The organism is Bradyrhizobium sp. USDA 4451 (genome assembly GCF_054822585.1).
In genome coordinates, this window is record NZ_JBTRCH010000001.1 from 1879402 (window position 1) to 1900503 (window position 21102).

At 65.9% G+C, this 21102-nt stretch carries 17 protein-coding genes and 1 pseudogene; 6 read left to right on the plus strand and 12 right to left on the minus strand.

Translation table 11 applies throughout. The annotated features are described in order from the left end of the window. Nucleotides 1-6: 6 nt before the first annotated feature. The 8 genes and pseudogenes from ACVMB0_RS08675 to ubiE form a co-directional block, all read right to left on the minus strand. A complete protein-coding gene (locus ACVMB0_RS08675) occupies nt 7-729 on the minus strand; it encodes a nucleotidyltransferase family protein (protein WP_461345935.1) in 723 nt (240 codons plus the stop codon). A 129-nt stretch (nt 730-858) separates the two neighbouring features. Continuing rightward, a complete protein-coding gene (locus tag ACVMB0_RS08680) occupies nt 859-1179 on the minus strand; it encodes a PilZ domain-containing protein (RefSeq protein ID WP_461345936.1) in 321 nt (106 codons plus the stop codon). A gap of 99 nt (nt 1180-1278) precedes the next feature. Beyond that, nucleotides 1279-2803 (minus strand): annotated as a pseudogene (gene tsaE, locus ACVMB0_RS08685) (tRNA (adenosine(37)-N6)-threonylcarbamoyltransferase complex ATPase subunit type 1 TsaE). Further along, nucleotides 2800-5310 carry a sensor histidine kinase gene (locus ACVMB0_RS08690; RefSeq protein WP_461345937.1) on the minus strand — a complete coding sequence of 837 codons (2511 nt, stop codon included), beginning with the start codon at nt 5308-5310 and terminating at the stop codon, nt 2800-2802. The pseudogene tsaE and the gene ACVMB0_RS08690 overlap by 4 nt, the downstream one beginning before the upstream one ends. Nucleotides 5311-5810: 500 nt before the next feature. Beyond that, nucleotides 5811-6269 (minus strand): dUTP diphosphatase, encoded by a 459-nt coding sequence (dut, locus tag ACVMB0_RS08695; RefSeq protein ID WP_461345938.1) that lies wholly within the window; start codon nt 6267-6269, stop codon nt 5811-5813. Further along, nucleotides 6266-7690 carry a bifunctional phosphopantothenoylcysteine decarboxylase/phosphopantothenate--cysteine ligase CoaBC gene (coaBC, locus tag ACVMB0_RS08700; RefSeq protein WP_461345939.1) on the minus strand — a complete coding sequence of 475 codons (1425 nt, stop codon included), beginning with the start codon at nt 7688-7690 and terminating at the stop codon, nt 6266-6268. The genes dut and coaBC overlap by 4 nt, the downstream gene beginning before the upstream one ends. Nucleotides 7691-7786: 96 nt before the next feature. Then, on the minus strand, nt 7787-9361 hold the full coding sequence (gene ubiB, locus ACVMB0_RS08705) for a 2-polyprenylphenol 6-hydroxylase (protein WP_456751189.1): 1575 nt from the start codon (nt 9359-9361) through the stop codon (nt 7787-7789). Beyond that, nucleotides 9358-10119, minus strand: a complete 762-nt coding sequence (ubiE, locus tag ACVMB0_RS08710; protein WP_456756359.1) for a bifunctional demethylmenaquinone methyltransferase/2-methoxy-6-polyprenyl-1,4-benzoquinol methylase UbiE — start codon at nt 10117-10119, stop codon at nt 9358-9360. The genes ubiB and ubiE overlap by 4 nt, the downstream gene beginning before the upstream one ends. A 128-nt stretch (nt 10120-10247) precedes the next feature. Between ubiE and mutM the strand changes: the two genes are divergently transcribed. Both mutM and ggt read left to right on the plus strand, forming a co-directional pair. Further along, nucleotides 10248-11129, plus strand: coding sequence for a bifunctional DNA-formamidopyrimidine glycosylase/DNA-(apurinic or apyrimidinic site) lyase (gene mutM / locus ACVMB0_RS08715; protein ID WP_456751188.1), 882 nt, complete (start codon nt 10248-10250; stop codon nt 11127-11129). Between the two features lie 37 nt (nt 11130-11166). Continuing rightward, nucleotides 11167-12846, plus strand: coding sequence for a gamma-glutamyltransferase (ggt, locus tag ACVMB0_RS08720; protein ID WP_461345940.1), 1680 nt, complete (start codon nt 11167-11169; stop codon nt 12844-12846). Between the two features lie 102 nt (nt 12847-12948). Here the strand turns inward: ggt and ACVMB0_RS08725 are convergent, their stop codons facing one another. Beyond that, the gene (locus ACVMB0_RS08725; RefSeq protein WP_461345941.1) at nt 12949-14307 is read right to left on the minus strand and encodes a serine protease; all 1359 of its coding nucleotides are present in this window, start codon (nt 14305-14307) and stop codon (nt 12949-12951) included. Nucleotides 14308-14554: 247 nt separating this feature from the next. On the opposite strand from ACVMB0_RS08725, the gene ACVMB0_RS08730 reads away from it, so the two are divergent. Then, nucleotides 14555-15361 carry a HesA/MoeB/ThiF family protein gene (locus tag ACVMB0_RS08730; RefSeq protein WP_461345942.1) on the plus strand — a complete coding sequence of 269 codons (807 nt, stop codon included), beginning with the start codon at nt 14555-14557 and terminating at the stop codon, nt 15359-15361. Here the strand turns inward: ACVMB0_RS08730 and ACVMB0_RS08735 are convergent. Then, nucleotides 15358-16365 (minus strand): aldo/keto reductase, encoded by a 1008-nt coding sequence (locus tag ACVMB0_RS08735; protein ID WP_461345943.1) that lies wholly within the window; start codon nt 16363-16365, stop codon nt 15358-15360. The genes ACVMB0_RS08730 and ACVMB0_RS08735 overlap by 4 nt on opposite strands. Before the next feature lie 123 nt (nt 16366-16488). On the opposite strand from ACVMB0_RS08735, the gene ACVMB0_RS08740 reads away from it, so the two are divergent. Further along, on the plus strand, nt 16489-17400 hold the full coding sequence (locus tag ACVMB0_RS08740; RefSeq protein ID WP_461345944.1) for a LysR family transcriptional regulator: 912 nt from the start codon (nt 16489-16491) through the stop codon (nt 17398-17400). Between the two features lie 274 nt (nt 17401-17674). Here the strand turns inward: ACVMB0_RS08740 and ACVMB0_RS08745 are convergent, their stop codons facing one another. Beyond that, complete coding sequence (locus ACVMB0_RS08745) at nt 17675-18679, minus strand: 2-hydroxyacid dehydrogenase (RefSeq protein WP_456751181.1); 1005 nt, start codon at nt 18677-18679, stop codon at nt 17675-17677. Nucleotides 18680-19011: 332 nt separating this feature from the next. On the opposite strand from ACVMB0_RS08745, the gene ACVMB0_RS08750 reads away from it, so the two are divergent. Further along, nucleotides 19012-19536, plus strand: coding sequence for an SH3 domain-containing protein (locus tag ACVMB0_RS08750; RefSeq protein ID WP_456751180.1), 525 nt, complete (start codon nt 19012-19014; stop codon nt 19534-19536). A 182-nt stretch (nt 19537-19718) separates the two neighbouring features. Here ACVMB0_RS08750 and irrA read toward each other — a convergent pair whose 3' ends face one another. Continuing rightward, entirely contained in the window at nt 19719-20210 is a 492-nt protein-coding gene (gene irrA / locus ACVMB0_RS08755; protein WP_461345945.1) for an iron response transcriptional regulator IrrA, read from the minus strand. Nucleotides 20211-20540: 330 nt separating this feature from the next. On the opposite strand from irrA, the gene fabA reads away from it, so the two are divergent. After that, nucleotides 20541-21062, plus strand: a complete 522-nt coding sequence (fabA, locus tag ACVMB0_RS08760) for a 3-hydroxyacyl-[acyl-carrier-protein] dehydratase FabA (RefSeq protein WP_021082637.1) — start codon at nt 20541-20543, stop codon at nt 21060-21062. Nucleotides 21063-21102: the final 40 nt, after the last annotated feature.

Genomic DNA, 21102 nt, shown 5'->3' on the forward strand with positions numbered 1-21102 from the left:
CGTCGCTTACGCGACGCTTTCCAGGTAGGCTTCTTCCGCGGCCTGGATCGCGTCGGGGGTGCCGACATGCATCCAGACGCCGTCGAGGCGCAGGCCGAACAGCCGCTCCTGCTCGTTGGCGCGGTCGAACATCTTGGTCAGCGAGAACTCGCCGGCCGGAGCGTCCACGAACAGCGACGGCGACATGATCGCGGCACCGGCATAGACGAACGGCACCACCTGGTTCTCCCGCCGCTTGCGCAGCGCGCCGTCCGGCAGCATCGAATAGTCGCCGCGGCCGCTATAGCCGATGCTCGAGGCGGTCGGCGCCATCAAGAGCAGGATATCCATCCGCTCGGGGTCGAAGGCATCCGCGAGCCGCCCCAGATTGGACCGCACGCCGTCGATCCACATCGTGTCGGCATTGAGATGGAAGAACGGCGCATCGCCGAGCAGCGGCAGCGCCTTGACGACCGCGCCCCCGGTGCCGAGCACCTGGTCGCGCTCGTCGGAGATGATCACGCGCGGGCGGCTGCGGGTCTTGACGTGCTCGATGATCTGGTCGGGCAGATAGTGCACGTTGACGACGGCCTCAGTGACGCCGGCGCCGGCGAGCTTGTCGAGCACATGGTCGAGCAGCGGCTGGCCGGCGACGCTGACCAGCGGCTTCGGCATCGTGTTGGTCAGCGGGCGCATGCGGACGCCGAGACCCGCAGCGAGCACCATGGCCTTATGGGGAGTGACGGGCATTTTCCGGATATTCTCGGTCATCATCTCTCATGCGCCGATCCTATCACGGCGATTCGGCAAGCACATCAATCAGACGCCATAGTCATAGGACATGACGGCCGTAAGACGGCATTAACGACGACGGTTGGCCTAAACGTCGGCTGCCTGCGCGCCGCGTTTGGCCGTTTTCTTCTTCTTGTCGCCTTGCTTGAGGAAGTTGACGCCGATCTGGTCGCCATTGACCCACGCCAGCTCGCAGCGGCGATAGGCCAATCCTGTGGACGACAGCAGCAGAAAGAACTCCTTCAGGTTCAGGCCCTCGACCGAGCCTTCGACGGTGAGCTTGGCGCCCGTCTCCGACACGTCTTCCATGGTGCAGTCGCGCCGCCAGGTGCCGTCAATGCCCATCATGTGCGCGGCGATGCCGCGTTCAAACGTGACACGATCGCCCCTGCGTCGTTCCGTCCCCATCGTCTGGTCCCGCTCCCGATCCGGCCGCGCCCAGGATGTGGTGCGACCCGGTGCAAGCTTAGGGGATCCAAGGCTAATAAACGGCTAACAAGCCGTAAACTACGGTACCGGGGGAGGAACGTTGGCCGTGTACCAGATCCGGAAGCTGGTCAGCGCCGGATGCGCCAGCGACCGCTCCAGATAGGTCCAGATCCGGGGCTGGTGCTTGAGGTAGTGCGGCTTGCCGTCGCGCCGGTTGAGCCGGGCGAAGGTGCCGAGCAGGCGGGTATTTCGCTGCGCCGACATGATCGCATAGAGCTCGGCGAACCCGGCCGGATCGAAGTTCTCGTCGGTAGCGCGCCGCGCCTTGATGTAGCGGGTCAACAGCGCCAGCTCGAGCTGCTCGGGCACGTCGATCCGCGCATCCTGCAGCAGCGACACCACGTCATAGGCCGCGGGGCCGAGCGTTGCGTCCTGGAAGTCGATGATGCCGACGCGCAGGATGCCGGTGCGTTCGGCAAGCCAGATGATGTTCGGCGAATGGAAGTCGCGGATCACCCAGGTCTGCGGGGCCGCAGCGGGCTTCTCCAGCAGGCCGCGCCACATGCCGAGGAATTCGCTGCGGATCTCCTCGCTCGGCTGCACGCCGCGGTCGGGCAAATACCATTCCAGCATCAGCCCGATCTCGATCAGCCAGGCGTCGATATCGAACACCGGGATGTCGTAGCTCTCGTTTGATGTCAGCGGCAGCGTGTCGGGCAGCGCCTCGCGATGCAGCGCGGCGAGCATGTCGACGGCGGCCTCGTAGCGCTCGGCGATCGGCTGCGGCGGATCGCCCGCGATGACGCCTTCGGCGCCGAGATCCTCGGTGATGAGGAAGCCGGATTCGAGATCGATGTGGCGGATCGCAGGCGCGGAGAAGCCGTGCTTGCGCAGACCGTTTTCCGATCGCGACGAACGGCCTGACATCTTCCGCGAGATGCACCGCGGCGCTGTACGGCCTGCCGTTGTAGATCGCCGGGCCGTCAGGGCGACGCGGCGAGTTCATCAGGATCACGCTGCCGTCGTCATTGCGCAGCCGCGCATAGGAGCGGGTCGAGGCATCGCCCGGCATCCGCTCGCGCCGGGCGGTGAGGAAGCCCGCGCGATCGAGGAACTGGCGCAGCTCGTTCAGCCGGGCGACCTTCGCCGCGGCCTTGCCGTGGCCGGTGATCTCGGCCGCGCGCGCGGCCGATCCGAGCGCCGGGCGGTGGCTGAAGGCGATGTCGATGCGATCGGCGGGCATCGCGTCGGGCGCGCGCTCCGGCCATTCGATCAGCGCCACGATATCGTCGGGCAATGGCGCCAGCCCGATCTCCTCGAGCTCGCTGGCATCGTTGATGCGGTAGAGGTCGGCATGAACAAGCGGAAACGGCGGCAGCTCGTAGCTCTGCGCCAGCGTGAAGGTCGGGCTCGGCACCTCCAGCGTATCGTCGGCGGCGAGGTAGCGGATCAGCGCGCGGGCGGCCGCGGTCTTGCCGGCACCGAGGTCGCCCGACAGCGTGATGACGTCGCCGGCGCCGATCAAGAGCGCGAGGTCGGCCATCAGCTCTGACGTCGCGGTTTCGTTCGCGAGCGCCACCGAGAATGTCGAGGGCGCCGTCATTCGGCAGCGTTGCGATGTGCGGTCTGGTCGATCGGGAAGTCGCAGGTCACGGTCGTGCCCTGGCCTACGGTCGAATCGACGCGCACCCGTCCGCCATGCAGCTCGACGAAGGAACGGACCAGCGACAGGCCGAGCCCGGCGCCGCGATGCCGCGAGCCATGGGAATGGCTCTCGAACCAGTTGAACACCTTGTCGCGCATCTCGGGCGGAATGCCGGGCCCGGCATCGGTCACCGCAAACACCACGCTGTGCGCGGTGCGGTGCGCGCTGATCGTGACGGTGGCATCATGCGGCGAGAAGCCGACCGCATTGGCGAGCAGATTGTAGAGCACCTGCACGACGCGCCGCTCGTCACCGATGAAGGCGCCGATATTGGGCTCGATGTCGACCTTGAGCGCGATGCGGTCGGTGGCCAGCCGGTCCTGGATGCCTTCGGCGGCGGCCTCGATCGCCTGGCCGATATTGACCGGGCCGAGCTCGAGCTTCATCGCGCCGGCGTCGATGGTGGCGAGATCGAGGATGTTGTTGGTCAGTGCCAGCAGCGCATTGGTCGATTTGGTGACGTAATCGAGATATTCGGCCTGCTTCGGGGTTAGCGGTCCGGTCGAGGGATCGCTGAGGAAATGCGCGAAGCCGATGATGGTGGTGAGCGGCGCGCGCAGCTCGTAGGAGACGTGGTGGACGAAATCGACCTTCATCTGGTCGGCGGTTTCCAGCGCCTCGTTGCGCTCGCGCAGCGCCCGCTCGACATTCTCGGTGTCGGTGATGTCCTGGAACGCGAGCAGGGTCTTGCCGTCGGGCAGCGGGATGGTCAGGCAGTTCAGCACGCTGCCATCCCTGCGCTCGAGCTTGAGCGCGACCTGGGCGCGGTTCTCGATCGCGGTGATCTGCTCGCGCAGCGTCCGCCAGGTCAGCGCGTCGTCGAACAGCGGCCGGCACAGCGCTTCCACCGCCTCGATATGCGGTTCGCCCTGCAGCGCGTCAGGCGGCAGCTTCCACATCTTGGCGAACGGCGGGTTGAACAGTTCGGCGCGGCCGTTGCTGCCGAACACCGCGACCGCTTCGCTGAGATTGTCGAGGGTCTCGCGCTGCACCCGGGTCAGGCGGTCGTAGCGGCGGGCGAGGTCGAGGCTCTCGGTGACGTTGTCGAACAGATAGGTGACGCCGCCCTCGAGGTTCGGCGTGGTGACGACGTGGATGGCGCGGCCGTCGGGCAGGAACCAGGTGTAAGTCTCGGATTCGACCGCGCGGTAGGCCTCGTGCAGCTTGGCCTTCCAGGCGCGGAAATCCGGCTGCTCGGGCAGCTTGCGGTTGGCGCGCAACCGGTCGAGCACGCTGGAATCGTCCGGGTTGCTGTCGAGGAAGGCCTGGTCGAGGCCCCACAGCCGCCGATAGGATTCGTTGTAGAAGGTGAGCCGCCGGTCGGCATCGAACACCGCGACCCCAGAGGACAATTGGTCGAGGGTGCGCCGGTGCGCTTCGACCATCCGCGCGATCGCCGCGCGCAGCGCCGCGGCCTCGCTGGCGTCGATCGCGATCCCGGCGGTGCCGCCGGAAAGCTTGAGCGCCTGGACGTCGTAGATCCGCCGCTCGCCGCTGACCACGATCGGCAGCCGCGCGGCATAGCTGGCATTGTCGTTCAGCGCGCGGGTCAATTCGGTGCGCTGGTCGCTTTCGAGCAGTTCGAGATTGCGCTGCAGCGCGTCCGACACGCTCTTGCCCTCGGTGGCGCGGACATAGGCCGCGTTGGCATAGCGCAGATTGCCCTCGAGGCTCTTGGCCCAGATCGGCCACGGCGCGGCGGCAGCGAAATCGCGCAGCAGCTCGGTCTCCTCCTGCAGCGTCTTGTAGCGCAGGTTGGATTCCGCGAGTTCGCGGCGCAGGCCGCCGAGCTCGCGGATCCGGACGATGGCTTGTCCCCCGATCGCGCGGCCCATCGCCTCGATGGCGCGGCCGGCGGAGGTCGAGAGATTGAGCAGGAACGCCTCGCCCTTCTCGCGCAGCGCGTCGACCGCGTGGTCCATCTGCAGCGCCGGCTCCGGCGGCAGCCAGGTTCCGAAGGCAAGGATGCGCTGCGGCGAACCTTCCTGCGACATCACCAGCGAGGTGTCGCCCGAGATCTGCGGCCGGTTGTCGCCCGCGGCCCAGGAGATCAGGACCTGCGGCTCGACGAACAGCAGCGCGCGCAGCCGGTCCGATTGCGCCTGCAGGTCCGATATCTCGGATTGCAGCTGTTCTTCATTGCGGGTCGCGCGCAGCCGGGTGCGCATCAACAGGATCGCGGCGACGGCGGAGAAGCCGACCAGCGCGAACGACGTCGCGAGCACCGCGACCTCCTGGTGATTGAAGCCGAGATGATCCGACATCGCCTGGGCGACCAGGCTTTCGGCGGCGAACGAGGCGCGGGCCGGCAGCAATGCTGACATGGCGAGCCCAATCATGCCGTCGCGCGCCAGTGAGGTGCATGACAGCAGGGTTCGACGCATTGCCGCGACTACGCCCGACATATGTTGCCCCAGAACGCACAAACCTTAAGACATGATCCGGAAATGAAGAGACCGGTGTTCCCTCACGGCAAACGTTTCGCGTTTATCCGTGGATCATGCCCGAGCAGGACCCGACAGCCCGACGAAGACCCCCCGTCGCGCTCGAATCAATCCAGAATAGTCCCAACCGGACTCGGCGAGTAAGAGTCCAGACCGTGAACGCAGAATCCGCTGTGAAAAAATGCGCCGGTGGTGTGGATTTTACGCGAATTGACTCCGTATTCACGCGGGAGTGCGCTTCAGAAGCGTGATCTGCCAGAGGCATCCGCACATGTCTCGGGTTACGACGGCAGGTGGGCTCCCTCGCCCCGTTCTTACGGGAAGAGGGTTGGGGTGAGGGGCCCTCTCCGCAGATGGGGTGATGGCTGCGCTCGCGGAGATTCCCCTCACCCGGAACCCATCTAACGATGCGTTCCGACCTCTCCCCGCACGCGGGGCGAGGTGAGCCGGCGCCCGCTGATCTAGCGGCCGGTCGAGCCGAAGCCGCCGCTGCCGCGCTCGGTGGACGACAGCACGTCGACCGCAACCAGCTCGGCCCTTGTGACCGGCGCGATCACCATCTGCGCGATGCGCTCGCCGCGCCGGATCGAGAACACCTGCTCGCCGTGATTGATCAGCAGCACGTTGATCTCGCCGCGATAGTCGGCGTCGATCGTGCCGGGCGAGTTCAGCACCGTGACGCCGTATTTGGCGGCGAGCCCGGAACGCGGCCGCACCTGCGCCTCATAGCCCGCCGGCAGCGCGATCGTCAGCCCGGTCGGAACCATCTCGTAGCGCCCGGGCAGCAGCAGCAGCGGCGCCGACCGCGGCACCGCGGCCAACAGGTCGAGCCCGGCGGCGCCATCGGTCTGGTAGATCGGCAGCAACAAATCTGCGCCATGCTGCAATTGGTGGACTTCGACCTTGATGGTGGCGCTCACGATCCGGTTCCTACTTCTCGTGCGATCCGCGACACCAGCGCGGTCGCGACTTCTTCCTTGGTCATGACCGGCCAGGAATCGACGGTGACGTCCTTGCCCTCGCGCGCGAGCAAATGGACGGTGTTGCGGTCGCCGCCCATCACGCCGGTCGCCGGCGAGACGTCGTTGGCGACGATCCAGTCGCAGCCCTTGCGCGCGAACTTGGCCTTGGCGTTCTCGATCAGGTGCTCGGTCTCGGCGGCAAAGCCGATCACCAGCGGCGGCCGCTTCTCCTTCAGCTTGGAAATTGTCGCGAGGATGTCGGGGTTCTCGACCAGTTGCAGCGGCGGCATGCCGGCCGCGGTCTTCTTCAGCTTCTGGCTGCCTTCGGTGGCGACCCGCCAGTCGGCGACCGCGGCGGCAAAGATCGCGACGTCGACCGGCAGCGCCGCCTCGACCCGGTGCAGCATGTCGCGCGCGGATTCCACGTGCATCACCGAGATGCCCTGGGGATCGTCGAGCTCGACCGGCCCGGTCACCAGCACGACCTCGGCGCCGGCGGCGCGCGCGGCAGCCGCGATGGCAAAGCCCTGCTTGCCGGACGAGCGGTTGGCAATGTAGCGGACCGGATCGATCGCCTCGTGGGTCGGCCCGGCGGTGATCAGCACCCGCTTGCCGGCCAGCGGGCGCGGCTGCGGCGGCCGCAGCATGCGCTCGGCGGCGGCGGCGATCTCGACAGGCTCGGCCATCCGCCCGACGCCGGCCTCGCCGGCCTCCGCCATCTCGCCCGCATTGGGGCCGACGGTATGGACGCCGTCGCGGCGCAGCTGCAGCACGTTGCGGCGGGTGGCCGGGTTGTTCCACATCAGCGGGTTCATCGCCGGCGCCAGCAGGATCGGCCGGTTCGCCGCCAGCAAGGTGGCGGTGGCGAGGTCGTCGGCATGGCCCTGCGCCATCTTGGCCATCAGGTCGGCGGTCGCCGGTGCCACCACGATCAGGTTGCAGTCCCGCGCCAGGCGGATATGGCCGGCGTCGAACTCGCTCTCGGCGTCGAACAGGTCGGTATAAACGCGCTCATGCGACAGCGCGCTGGCGGCGAGCGGGGTGACGAACTGCTGGGCCGCCTTGGTCAGCACGCAGCGGACCTGGATGTGCCGTTCCTTGAGCCGCCGGATCAGATCCAGCGCCTTGTAGGCCGCGATCCCGCCGCCGATGATCAGGGTCACCCGGGCCTCGCCGGCCGCGCTGGCGGCCGGCGGCGCGGAGGCTGCGGGCGTGACGGAGCCCGATTTGGGCGCCTCCGCAGGCTCTGTGCCGCCCTCTGCGAGGTCCCGGAGGATGACCCGGACCTCCTCTTCGACCGAGCGCCCGTTTTTGGCGGACCGCAGCCGCAGATAGGACTTCAGCGCGTCGTCGAGTTTGCGGATGGTCAGGCTGGCCATGGCATGCCCCAAGCATGATCCGGAAAAGTGCGAAGCGGTTTTCCGACAAGATCATGCGTATGATAGCGATGCTATCACATGGTGCATGCATTGCAATCAGTGCGCTCGGATGGCGAAAAAGATCGCGATGGAGGCGATCGCAATGACCCAGAGGCCTATGGTCTGCACCCGCTCCTTGCGGGCCTCGGCGCGGGCCATTTCGTCGATCGAATCCGACGACAGCGTGTGGCCCTCCCGCGTCATGGTCTCGAGCTGCTCGAGCACCGTCACGGCGCGGTTGGCAATCGACGGCAAATTGGCAAGGACGCGACCGAGCTCGCCTGCGCCCGAGATTGCGCCCTGGATGCGGCCGGCAGGCCCGAGATTCTGCGTGATCCATTCGCGCACCACCGGGTCGGCGATCTTCCAGATGTCGAGCTTGGGGTCGAAGCCGCGCGCCACGCCCTCGACCACCACCATGGTCTTCTGCAGCAGGATCAGCTCGGGGCGCGTCTGCATGTCGAACAGGCCGGTGACCTCGAGCAGAAGCGTCAGCAGCTTCGCCATCGAGATTTCTTCGGCGGTGCGGTTGTGGATCGGCTCGCCGATGGCGCGGATGGCTTGCGCGAAATTCTCCACCGAGTGGTGGCCCGGCACATAGCCGGCCTCGAAATGCACCTCGGCGACGCGGCGATAGTCGCGGGTGATGAAGCCGAGCAGGATCTCGGCCAGGAAGCGCCGCTCCTTCAGCCCGAGCCGACCCATGATGCCGAAATCCACCGCTACGAGGCGGCCGGCCTCGTCGAGAAACAGATTGCCCGGATGCATGTCGGCATGGAAGAAGCCGTCGCGCAGCGCGTGGCGCAGGAAGCTCTGGATCACCTTGCGGCCGAGATCGGGCAGGTCGACCTGGGCCTGCGCCAGCCGCGCGTGATCGTTCAGCGCAATGCCGTCGATCCATTCCATCGTCAGCACGCTGTGCGCGGTGCGATCCCAATCCACGGTGGGCACGCGGAAGTCCGGATCGTCGCGCGTGTTCTCGGCCATCTCCGACAGCGCGGCCGCCTCCAGCCGCAGATCCATCTCCATCGCGACCGAGCGCGACATCGTGTTGATGACTTCGATCAGGCGCAGTCGCCGTGCCTCGGCGGAATGCGCCTCCGCCTTGTGCGCGACAAAGAAGAAGTCGCTGAGGTCGCGGCGGAAGCGCGCGGCGACGTTGGGCCGGAGCACCTTGACCGCAACCTGCTGCCGCACGCCGTCGCGCTCGACCTCGCCGCGATGCACCTGCGCGATCGAGGCGGCCGCCACCGCCGGCCCGAGATGCACGAAGGCCTGCGATACCGGCCGTTCCAGCGATTGCGTGATGACGGTTTCGGCCTCTTGCTGCGCGAATGGCGGCAGCCGGTCCTGCAGGCTTTCGAGGTCGCGCGCCATCGCGACGCCGACCACGTCGGGCCGGGTGGCGAGGAATTGGCCGAGCTTGAGATAGGCCGGCCCGAGCCGGGTCAGCGCGCGTGACAGCCGCGGCCCTGACTTGGCCGAGCGGCGCTCGATCAGCCGCGCCATCTTCAATGCGAGTTGTCCCGGCGGCGGCACCAGCGCGGGATCGACGACCCCGAACACGCCCTCGCGCGCAAACACGAAACCGGCGCGGGCAAGCCGCGCGATGTGGGTCAGTGCAGAGATCACAAACGCCAGCCCGAATGCAGCGCCACGATGCCGCCGGAGAGGCTCTGCCACTTCACGCGCGCAAAGCCGGCGGCGCCGATCATCTCGGCGAACGCGTTCGGCCGCGGGAATTTGCGGATCGACTCGACGAGATATTGATAGGACTCGGCATCACCGGTGACGGCGCGGCCGAGCGGCGGGATTACCTTGAAGGAAAACAGATCGTAGATCCGGTCGAGGCCGGGCACGTCGACGGTGGAGAATTCCAGGCACAGGAAGCGGCTGCCGGGCTTGAGCACCCGATAGGCCTCGCGCAGCGCCAGCTCGATCTGCGGCACGTTGCGGATGCCGAACGCGATGGTGTAGGCGTCGAACGAACGGTCGGCGAAAGCCAACGCCTCGGCATTGCCCTCGACGAACGACACGCGGTCATCGAGATGCTGTTTGGCGGCGCGCTCGCGGCCGACCGCGAGCATGTCGGTGTTGATGTCGCAGACCGTGGCATGGAAGCCGGCGCCCGCGGCCTTGGCGGCGCGGAACGAGATGTCGCCGGTGCCGCCGGCGACATCGAGCAGCGCGAACGGGCGGTCGCCCTTCGGTGGGTCGAGCGTCGTGATCATGACGTCCTTCCAGGCCCGGTGCAGGCCTGCCGACATCAGATCGTTCATCAGGTCGTAGCGTTGTGCCACGCTGTGAAACACATCGTTCACCAGCGTCTGCTTCTCGCCCAGGGGCACGTCCCTGAAGCCGAAATGGGTGGTTTGATCCGGCCGATCCATCACTCAGAACTCTTACCCTTTTTGGCCCTTTTTGGTCGCGTTTTCGAGCTCGAAGACGCTCCAGCCAAACCATAGCGCGGCGGCCGCAATGGCGCTATCACGTCACTTCCAAAAGGTGAATGCCCGCCATGCCGGAATTACCCGAAGTCGAGACCGTCCGCCGCGGCCTGCAACCGGCCATGGAAGGCTCCAAGATCCTCAAGGCCGAGGCCCGCCGCAAGGATTTGCGATTTCCGTTTCAAAAAGACTTTATCGCCCGCCTCGAAGGCCGGACCATCACCGGGCTCGGCCGCCGTGCCAAATATTTGATGGCGGACCTCAACTCCGGCGACGTGCTGCTGATGCATCTGGGCATGTCGGGCTCGTTCCGCGTGCTGAAGCCGGAAGGCGCGGCGACGCCGGGGCAATTCCACCATCCGCGCAGCGACGATCGCGCGCATGATCACGTCGTGTTCCACATGTCCTCGGGCGCAGCCGTCGTGTTCAACGATCCCAGGCGCTTCGGCTACATGAAGATCATCGCCCGCGACGCGATCGAGGATGAGCCGCTGTTGAAGGGCCTCGGCCCGGAGCCGCTCGGCAATGCGTTCGACGCGGCAATGCTGGCGCGCTCCTGTCACAACAAGAAGACCAGCCTGAAGGCGGCGCTGCTCGATCAGCGCGTGGTGGCGGGACTTGGCAATATCTATGTCTGCGAGGCACTGTTTCGTTCGCATCTGTCGCCGCGGCGATTGGCCGCGACGCTCGCGACCAAGAAGGCCGAGCCGACCGACCACGCCAAACGGCTGGTCGACGCGATCCATTCGGTGCTCAACCAGGCGATCAAGGCCGGCGGCTCCTCGATCAGCGACCATCGCCTGACCAACGGCGATCTCGGCTATTTCCAGCATTCGTTCCAGGTCTACGACCGCGAGGGCGAGTCCTGCCGCACGTCGGGTTGCGAGGGCATCGTCAGGCGCTTTACCCAGAACGGCCGTTCGACGTTCTGGTGCCCCAAGTGCCAGAAGTGACAACCATGCAAGAATAACAACAAAGGGAGTGCGGATCATGGGCGGCAATTGGCGCGATCGCGCCGCGACAAGTTTTCAATGTGAGAAGCAGCCGGCCACCAGCAGCCGCGGCATGGTGGTGAGCAATCATCCGCTGGCATCGAGTGCCGGCGCCGAGATGCTCGCGGCCGGCGGCAATGCGATCGATGCGGCGATCGCCACGTTGTTCACGCTGACCGTGGTCGAGCCGATGATGGTCGGCATCATCGGCGGCGGCATGGCGCATATCCGCCTCGCCGACGGCAGCCACCGCTTCATCGACGGCCAGAGCACGGTGCCGCAGGCGGTGCGGCCGGACACTTACACCTCGAAGCCCGGTTCGGCGCATGACGTGTTCGACACCGTCGGCAACGAGAATTTGAACGGGCCGAAGGCGGTCGCGGTGCCGGGCTCGCTGAAGGCGTGGTGCGAAACGCTGCGTCGCTTCGGCACCATGAGCCTTGCCGACGTCATGCAGCCCGCGATCAAGCATGCCGCGCGCGGCTATGCGGCGACGCCGTACTTGCATGAATGCATCACCGACGGCGCCGAGGAGATGCTGAAGGACAGGCCGATCGCGGCGATCTATCTGCCCGATGGCGCGCCGCTGAAACCCGGCGAGCGCGTGGTGCAGGCCGAATATGCCGAGACCCTGAGATACATCGCCGACCACGGCGACAATGCGCTCTACCAGGGGCCGCTCGGCGATATCCTGGTCGACTACATGACAAAGCACGGCGGCTTCATCGCGCAAGAAGATCTCGCGACCTACAAGACTGTCGAGCGGCAGCCGATCCGCTGTGACTACCGCGGCTGGGAAATCCTCGGGCCGCCGCCGCCGGCGGCGTCAGGCGTGCACATCACGCAGATGCTGAACATCCTCGAAGGTTATGACATCGCGCGGCTCGGCTTCGGCACGGCCCAGACGATCCATTATCTCGCCGAGGTGCTGAAGATCGCCTTTGCCGATCGCGCGGCCGCGAGCGGCGATCCCGCCTATATCAATGTCCCGGTGGAGCGGCTGACCTCGAAGGCCTATGCCGACGAGCGCCGCCGCGCCATCGACCCGGATCGCGCACAGGCGTGGAGTGCCGGCGTCACGCAACTCGAGAGCGCGCACACCACGCACATGACGGCAGCGGATGCGATGGGCAATGTGGTCGCGACCACCCAGACCATCAACAATCTGTTCGGCGCCAAGATCCTGATCCCGGGCCTCGGCACCGTGCCGAACAATTACATGAACCTGTTCGATCCGCGGCCGGGACACGCGCTGTCGCTCGCCGCGGGCAAGCGCGTCACCACCTCGATGTCGCCGATGATGGCGCTGCGCGACGGCAAGCTCGCCTATGCGCTGGGTCTGCCCGGCGGCAAGCGCATCTTCCCGAGCGCGATGCAGGCGCTGATCAATCTGATTGATCACGGCATGGATCTGCAGGAAGCGGTCGAGGCGCCGCGGGTATGGACCGAGGGCAATGCGCTGGAGGTCGAGCAGGCGGTGCCGGAGAGCATCCGCGCCGCGCTGGCAGCGAAAGGCCACAAGGTGCAGGTGGTGCCGACGGTTGCCGGCGGCATGAACGCGATTCAGTTCCATGAGGACGGCACGATGTCGGGCGCAGCCTGCTGGCGCGCCGACGGCACGCCGATCGGCATCGCCGGCGGTCTCGCCCGTGCCGGCGTGCGGTTTGCGTTGAGGTGAAAGGCTCGTAGCCCGGATGGAGCGAAGCGTAATCCGGGACCGGTCGCGCCAGCTGCGAGAGCCGCCCCGGATTACGCTTCGCTCCATCCGGGCTACGGAATTCTACTTCCTGACGCAGATCACGCGCACCACGGCGGCCTTGGCGTCCGCCGATTCGCCCGACGCGGTGACGCCCTGCGCCTTCAGGAAACTGCGCACGGTGTCGGCCGGCACCAGCGCGGCCTGCGCCGGTGGTGCGGCGTTCGCGGGACCTGCAACGATCACCGGCTTCAGCAATGCGATGCCGGCAAACTTGCCGCTGCCGTCGAGCGCCGCTGCGCCGGAAAATCCGAGCGCAGGCGGCGGTGACAGCGCCTGATCGCCGCCGCCGAGTTGCGCGACCGAAGCCTTGAGGCTGCTCGCGGCCGTGCCGCCGCCCTGGTTCTGCGGATCGGCGATCCCCGTGATCTCGAGCGCGGTCTGCGTCGCCTGGCCCGCGATGTCGAGCGGCTTCAGCCCGCGCGCGCCGTAGATGCGCAGCAGCGCGAGATCGTGCTCCTTGTCCTCGGCGACCCGATCGGCATTGCCGTAGCCCGGGATCGTCAGCGCGATGCAGTCGGCGGTCGCCACGCGGTCGGTGACAACAGCGCCGTCGTCGCTGACCACGACGCCGGTGCCATATTCGACGGTCTTGCGCGGCGGCGGACCAGCCTGCACGCCGGACGGAAATGCATTGAAGGCACTCGACATCGCGATAACCACCGGCTCGACGGTGGTTTGCATCGCCTGGTCGTAGAGGATGGTGAGGATGCGGACCTCATCGCCCTTCAAGGTGCCGCGCAGATAGAACTTCTTCAGCCCCTGAAGGCCCGACAGCACGAAAAAATCAGGCTTCACCACGGTGTAATCGATGGTGCGGCCGGCCGGCTCCTTCTTCTCCTGCTCGGCAAGCTTCGCGGTGGTCGGGCTCGCTTCCTTGCGCCGGGTCAAGAGCACCTGGACCGTGCCGGTCGGCGAGGTCCATCTGGCGCCGGAGGCATCGCTGGTGAGCTGCGGCACCAGTTTTGTCGGAATGCCGAGCCGCGCCCCGGTGGCAGGCTCGGTGACGATCCGCCAGCCGACGCTTTCCTGCTTCCGCCGCGCGGTGTCGGCGAGCACGCCGCGCTCCTGCGGGTTCAGCACCCCGGTCGGCTTGCCGCCGCGGTTCTTCTGGAATTCCTTGATCGCATTGACCATGCGCTCGCTGACGTCGCCTGATATCGCGCCGTTATATTCGCCGACCCAGGCGAGGTCGGATTGTAGCGCCAGCCTTTCGGCCTGCGCCATTGCGTTGGCGGTATCCTCCGGCTTTTGCAACGCGGGGCGAACCGGCACCGTGGTCACCGTCTTCGGCTTGGCCCCGGCCGTGGTCGGCGGCGTCAACTGGGCGTTCGCCGCGCCGATCATCGCGACCATCAATGTTGCCGAAAGCACCAATCTCATGACAAATCCGGGGAAATGACTGAAACCATTGACGTCGACGCAATTAAGCACATCTGCTTGGTCGGCAACAACCGCGCTCCGGTTCAGGTTTCAACCCTCATCCCCGCGCAACGGCTTTGCCGTTGTCGCTGGAGGAGCGGCGTGAGCCGCGTCTCGAAGGATGAGGTCACAGATGGGGCCTTCATGGTTCGAGACGCGCGTGCCGCGCTCCTCACCATGAGGGGATACGGGTAGGACTGATGAGACAATGCTGAGTGCTGACGAGCTCGAACGTTATGCCCGCCACATCGTGCTGCGCGAGGTGGGCGGTCCCGGCCAGAATGCGCTGAAGCAGGCGTCGGTGCTGGTGATCGGCGCCGGCGGCCTCGGCGCGCCGGTGCTGATGTATCTGGCCGCCGCCGGCGTCGGCCGGCTCGGCGTGATCGATGACGATATCGTCTCGCTCTCCAATCTGCAGCGCCAGATCATCCATACGACATCCGACATCGGCCAGCGCAAGGTCGACAGCGCGGCGGCGCAAATCCACGCGCTCAATCCGCATGTGATGTTCGAGGCGCATCCGATGCGGCTCACCGCCGACAATGCAATGGCGCTGATTGCGAACTACGATCTGGTGCTCGACGGCTCCGACAATTTCGAGACCCGCTATCTCGTCGCCGATGCCTGCTTCCTCGCGAAGCGGCCGCTGATCACGGCGGCACTCGGACAGTTCGACGGTTCGCTGACCACGATCCGCGCGCACGAGAAGAATGCGGAAGGCGAGTTCAACCCGACCTATCGCTGCCTGTTTCCGGAGGCGCCGCCGCCGGGCACGGTGCCGGCCTGCGCCGAGGCCGGCGTGATGGGCGCGCTCGCGGGCGTCTTGGGATCGATGATGGCGCTGGAGGCGATCCGCGAGATCGTCGGCTTCGGCGAGGGCCTGGTCGGCCGCCTGCTGATGGTGGACGCGCGCGCAATGCGGTTCGAAACCCTGCGCTACGCGCGCGACCCGCAGAACCCGCTCAACGGTGATGCGCCAGTCATCACCGATCTGAGCGGGCATGTAGTCAGTTAGGACGCCTTTGCGGGCTTCTCGCTGTCCATGTGCCGCAGGTGCTCCTCCGGATAGCGTCCGCCGGCGGCGGCGCCGGGCGGAAATGCCTCTGCCAGTGCGGCAAGATGCGCCGCGGTCAGCTTCACATCGAGCGCGCCGCGCGCCTCGGTCAGCCGCTCGCGCCGCCGCGCGCCGACCAGCGGCACGATGTCCTTGCCTTGCGCCGCGACCCAGGCAATCGCGACCTGCGCCGGAGAGGCGCCGATCTCGCCGGCGATGGCGCGCAGCCGATCGGCGAGCGCGAGGTTGGTGTCGATATTGCCGGCCTGGAAGCGCGGGCTCAGCAGGCGGAAATCCTTCTCGCCGCCGCGGTCCTTCGACCAGTGCCCGCTGATCAGCCCGCGCGCCAGGACGCCATAGGCGGTGATGCCGATGCCGAGCTCGCGGCAGGTCTTGAGAATGTCGGTCTCGATGCCGCGCGAGATCAGCGAATATTCGATCTGCAGGTCGGCGATCGGGTGCACCCTGTGGGCGCGGCGGATGGTGTCGGAGCCGACCTCTGACAGCCCGATATGTGTGATCCAGCCGGCCTTGATCATGTCGGCCATCGCGCCGACCGTGTCCTCGATCGGCACATTGGGATCGAGCCGCGCCGGGCGGTAGATGTCGATGTGATCGACGCCGAGCCGCTGCAGCGAATAGGCGACGAAGTTCTTCACGGCGACCGGACGGCTGTCATAGCCGTGAAAGCCGTAATTGCGATCACGCAGCGCGCCGAACTTGACGCTGATCACGAGATTGTCGCGGCTGCGGCTCTTCAGCGCCTCGCCGATCAGCATCTCGTTGTGGCCCATGCCGTAGAAGTCGCCGGTGTCGAGCAGCGTGATGCCGGCGTCGAGCGCGGCATGGATGGTGGCGATGCTCTCGCTCCGGTCGGTCGGGCCGTAGAAGTCGGACATGCCCATGCAGCCGAGGCCGATCTGCGAAACTGTGGGGCCGGTGGAACCGAGTTTGCGTATGTCCATGGTGGTGCTCCCTGGGAGGTCGCGGCAGATGATCCGCCGCCAAAATGACGCGGCTGATATGGGCCCCTACCGCTTTTGGGATAAGCTGGACAATCGAGAATGGGTTGTTCACTATATCGAACAATGCAGGATTTCGACCTTCGCGACCTCGACGCCTTCGTGGCGGTGGCGCGCACCCGCAATTTCCGGCGTGCGGCGCTGGAGAGCCGCGTCTCGGTTTCGAGCCTCAGCCAGCGCCTGCGCGACATGGAGGAGCGGCTCGGCGTCCGCCTGATGAACCGCACCACCCGCAGCGTCGCGCTGACCGAGGCCGGCGAACTGCTGCTCGCCCGCGTCGCACCGGCCATGGTCAATGTCGCCGATGCGATCGCCGAGGTGCGTGGTCTGCGCGCCGAGCCGTCGGGGCGGCTGCGCATCAACGCACCGCCGCCTGCCGTCGATCTGGTGCTGGCGCCGATGATCGCGCCGTTCCTCGCCAGATATCCGCAGGTCGACCTCGACCTCGTCGCCGAGAGCGCGTTCGTCGACATCGTCGCGCAGGGCTTCGATGCCGGCGTGCGCTACGGCGAGCATCTGGCGCAGGACATGGTGGCGGTTCCACTCGGCGCGCCGCAGCGCTACGCGGTGGTGGCGTCGCGTGATTACGTCGCAAAGCACGGCCGGCCGATGCAGCCGAAGGATCTGCTGGCGCATGCCTGCATCCGCAGCCGCTTCAGCAACGGCCTGATGTTCGACTGGGAGTTCGAGAAGAACGGCCGCGTGGTGAAGATTTCGCCGCCGGCCAAGCTGACCGCGACCCATCTCGGCCTCGCGCTGCGCGCGGTCCATGACGGCGTCGGCTACTGGGCGACGTTCGAAGGCTATGTCCGCTACGGCGTCAAATCCGGCGCGCTGATCAGCGTGCTGGATGACTGGTGCCCGCCGTTCGACGGGCCGTTCCTGTATTATCCGAGCCGGCGCCAGCCGCCGCCGGCACTCGCCGCCTTCGTGTCGTTCGTCGCCGATTGGCGCAAGCAGGCGCGGAAGAAGAAATAGGGCGCTGCTACCGCATCGCCGGGACGATACCTCATGCGTGATTGCCGCCGTGGCTGCATCCCGCTACCTTCCCCGGCCGCGCCGGCTCCTTTGCATGGGGTTGTTTTCGCTGTTTTGATAGCCGGGGCCTTTGCGGCAGGAACTCCCTTCCCCTTCCCCCTGAAAGGGGGAAGGTCGGGATGGGGGTCAGCCGGCTCTGTCGAGCAAAGCGACCTCCCCTTCTCAAGGGGAGGTTAGGCATGAGGCGGTTGCCTTTATCCGTATCAGAAGCGCCTTACAGCATGCTCGGCAGCACGCGATCCGGCGGCTTGTGGGCGTCGAGGAAGGTTCGGATATTGATGATCACCTTCTCGCCCATCTCGACGCGGCCTTCGATGGTGGCCGAGCCCATATGCGGCAGCAGCGTCACTTTGCCGGCCCTGGCGAGCCGCACCAGCTTCGGATTGACCGCGGGCTCGTGCTCATAAACGTCGAGGCCGGCGCCGCCGACATCGCCGGCTTCGATCAGCTTGATCAGCGTGTCCTCGTCGATCACCTCGCCGCGCGCGGTGTTGACGATATAAGCCTCTTTCCGGATCAGCTTGAGCCGCCGCGCCGACAGCAGGTGATAGGTTGCCGGCGTGTGCGGGCAGTTCACCGAGATGATGTCCATCCGCGCCAGCATCTGGTCGAGGCTTTCCCAATAGGTCGCGCCGAGTTCGTCGGCGATCACGGGCGCCACCGGACGGCGGTTGTGATAGTGGATCTGCAGGCCGAAGGCGCGGGCGCGACGTGCCACGGCCTGGCCGATGCGGCCCATGCCGATGATGCCGAGCCTTTTCCCGCCGATGCGATGGCCGAGCATCCAGGTCGGCGACCAGCCCGCCCAATGCTGCTTGCCTTCGGTCAGGATCGAGGCACCCTCGATCATGCGGCGCGGCACCGCCAGGATCAGCGCCATGGTCATGTCGGCGGTGTCCTCGGTCAGCACCTTCGGCGTGTTGGTCACCGTGATGCCGCGGGCATGCGCGGCCGCCACATCGATATTGTCGACGCCGTTGCCGAAATTGGCGATCATCTTCAGCTTGCAGTCGGGCTGGTTGATCACGTCCTCGCGGACCATGTCGGTCACGGTCGGCACCAGCACGTCGGCAGTCCTCGCCGCCTCCGCGATCTGTTCCGGCGTCATCGGCGTGTCGTCGAGATTCAGTCTGGCGTCGAACAGCTCGCGCATCCGGGTCTCGATCGAGTCCGGCAGCTTGCGGGTGACGACGACGAGAGGCTTTTTCTTCACCGACATGTCCTGCTTTCAGGAGGCGCGCGGCTCGCCAAAAACCGAGCCGTTGAGGCCTCATTAACCCGGTTGTTCGACACTGCTGATAGCCGCGCTGTCCCGGCGTTTCCTTCGCGTTTCCTAGGGTTCCCCGATACATGCCCCGGCTTTCGTCAGGGGAAATTCGGGTGTTCTGGCTCTTAAGGCGTTCCGTCCTCTCTAGCAGAAGGCCGGGCCAAGACAAGAACCACTCGGATCCGTGCGGGCAGGGAACGGCGCAGGCGCTGGAAGCCTTCGGGCATGGATTTGGGTTGCAGCTCGCCGAATGCGGGTTGAGCATCTCGGCAGGAGACGAGTTGATGGTCTGGCGTTTCGGTTCATTGGTGGCGCTGGTCGGAAGCATGCTGAGTGCGTCGGTCAGCCCCGGACATACCGCCAAGGATTTGAGCCCCACCACCAGCGGCCTGCCGATTCCCCGCTATGTCAGCCTGAAATCCGACCATGTGAACGTCAGGGCAGGCCCGACCAAGGACAACGACGTCGCCTGGGTCTACACCCGCTCGGGGCTGCCGGTCGAAATCACCGCCGAGTTCGAGAACTGGCGCCGGGTGCGCGATTCGGAAGGCGCCGAAGGCTGGGTCTATCACTCCCTGCTGTCCGGTCGCCGCACGGCCGTCGTCACCATGAAGAACAAGGACGATCTGGCCTCGCTGTACGACCGGCCCGACGCCACCAGCGCGATCGCGGCGCGCCTGCAGGCCGGCGTCGTCGCGCAGGTCAAGAAATGCGCCAACAACTGGTGCCGGGTCACCGGCAACGGCTTCGACGGCTGGATCGAGCAGCAGCGCCTCTGGGGCGTCTACGCCGACGAGAAGGTGGACTGACGCGCAGCGTCATTCCGGAGCGATGCGTTTAGCATCGAACCCGGAATCTCGAGATTCCCCGATGCGCAAGTGCGCATCTGAGGTCTGGTGCTGGCGCACCATCCCGGAATGACGACGTCTACGAAATGAAAATGGCCGGACACGAGCCCGGCCATCACAACTCAAATCGACGATAAGACGGTTCAGCGCTTCTTGCGCAGCCGCACTACCATGTCGACGCGGGAGATCTCGTAGCCATCCGGCACGTCGGGCATCTTCGACAGCACGAGGTTCGGGTCGGGAATGTCGACCAGCTCGTGGTTGTGCTCGAGGTAGAAGTGGTGATGGGTCGACACGTTGGTGTCGAAATAGGTCTTGGTGCCGTCGACGCTGACCTGGCGCAGCAGGCCGGCATCGGTCAGCTGGTTGAGCGTATTGTAGACGGTCGCCAGCGACACCGGAACCTTGGCCAGCGTGGCTTCCTCGTACAGCATTTCAGCGGTCAGGTGGCGGGCGCCCTTGCCGAACAGCAGCCAGCCGAGCGCCATGCGCTGTCGGGTCGGCCGGAGACCGGCAGACTGCAGCATCTCGTTGACGTCGTGCCACGGGCAACCGGTCAAGGCAGGGTGGTGCCCAGCGCCCCGGGCAGCCGGGTGCACGGCATCGTCGTTCACAGCCGGTATTTCCTCGTTCATATCCACTCTATGCACCTAACTCAGGCAATATTCCTCATAAATATAAAAAGGATGCCTATCAGATGCAAGTTTTTCGCAACTAGAACGAATCCAAGCTGCGGTAGAAACCTATGGGATGACGGTCATTTATCATCGGAATGCCGCTTTGCCGCCCAGTTGGCCCTATGTTAGAGAGCGCGCGGACCACATATGCGCTTTCGGCAGAGATAGCAGGCCGGCGGCGTACCCAGGTAGCGCCAAGATGCGGGACAAGATATTTCAGTTCCCGTGGGTAGATTAAGGTCCGACCAAGCAAAAGCGCTTCATCGGGACATCAGAGGTGGATAGAGGATGCTGGATCGGCGCGGCGGTTATGAATACGAGGATTTGCTGGCTTGCGGGCGGGGCGAGCTGTTCGGTCCCGGCAACGCCCAGTTGCCGCTGCCGCCGATGCTCATGTTCGATCGGATCAGCGATATCTCCGAGAATGGCGGCGAGTTCGGCAAGGGGCTGGTGCGCGCCGAGCTCGAGGTGAAACCGGATCTCTGGTTCTTCGGCTGCCATTTCAAGAACGATCCGGTGATGCCGGGCTGCCTCGGCCTCGATGCCATGTGGCAAATGGTCGGCTTTTACCTCGGCTGGATCGGTGGCGAAGGTCGGGGCCGCGCGCTCGGCCTCGGCGAGCTGAAGTTCTCCGGACAGGTGCTGCCGCACGCGCGCAAGGTTGTGTACAACATCGACATCAAGCGCGTGATGCGGTCAAAGCTCGTGCTTGGAATTGCCGATGGGTGGCTTTCCATGGACGACGAGATTATTTATCGCGCCAAGGACTTGAAGGTCGGATTGTTCAAGCAGGGTACGGCGCCGTCTTGAGCGGGATCATGACGCGGCAACATAAAGGCAGGGCGAGGCG

Bases quoted from the DNA above. Each gene is read 5' to 3' on its own strand.
- coaBC (WP_461345939.1), bottom strand. From the start codon at position 7,690: ATGGCCAGCCTGACCATCCGCAAACTCGACGACGCGCTGAAGTCCTAT.
- ACVMB0_RS08675 (WP_461345935.1), bottom strand. From the start codon at position 729: ATGCCCGTCACTCCCCATAAGGCCATGGTGCTCGCTGCGGGTCTCGGC.
- ACVMB0_RS08725 (WP_461345941.1), bottom strand. From the start codon at position 14,307: ATGAGATTGGTGCTTTCGGCAACATTGATGGTCGCGATGATCGGCGCG.
- ubiE (WP_456756359.1), bottom strand. From the start codon at position 10,119: ATGGATCGGCCGGATCAAACCACCCATTTCGGCTTCAGGGACGTGCCC.
- ACVMB0_RS08680 (WP_461345936.1), bottom strand. From the start codon at position 1,179: ATGGGGACGGAACGACGCAGGGGCGATCGTGTCACGTTTGAACGCGGC.
- fabA (WP_021082637.1), top strand. From the start codon at position 20,541: ATGCTGGATCGGCGCGGCGGTTATGAATACGAGGATTTGCTGGCTTGC.
- ACVMB0_RS08750 (WP_456751180.1), top strand. From the start codon at position 19,012: ATGGTCTGGCGTTTCGGTTCATTGGTGGCGCTGGTCGGAAGCATGCTG.
- ACVMB0_RS08730 (WP_461345942.1), top strand. From the start codon at position 14,555: ATGCTGAGTGCTGACGAGCTCGAACGTTATGCCCGCCACATCGTGCTG.
- irrA (WP_461345945.1), bottom strand. From the start codon at position 20,210: ATGAACGAGGAAATACCGGCTGTGAACGACGATGCCGTGCACCCGGCT.
- ggt (WP_461345940.1), top strand. From the start codon at position 11,167: ATGGGCGGCAATTGGCGCGATCGCGCCGCGACAAGTTTTCAATGTGAG.
- mutM (WP_456751188.1), top strand. From the start codon at position 10,248: ATGCCGGAATTACCCGAAGTCGAGACCGTCCGCCGCGGCCTGCAACCG.
- ACVMB0_RS08745 (WP_456751181.1), bottom strand. From the start codon at position 18,679: ATGTCGGTGAAGAAAAAGCCTCTCGTCGTCGTCACCCGCAAGCTGCCG.
- ACVMB0_RS08690 (WP_461345937.1), bottom strand. From the start codon at position 5,310: ATGTCGGGCGTAGTCGCGGCAATGCGTCGAACCCTGCTGTCATGCACC.
- ACVMB0_RS08735 (WP_461345943.1), bottom strand. From the start codon at position 16,365: ATGGACATACGCAAACTCGGTTCCACCGGCCCCACAGTTTCGCAGATC.
- ACVMB0_RS08740 (WP_461345944.1), top strand. From the start codon at position 16,489: ATGCAGGATTTCGACCTTCGCGACCTCGACGCCTTCGTGGCGGTGGCG.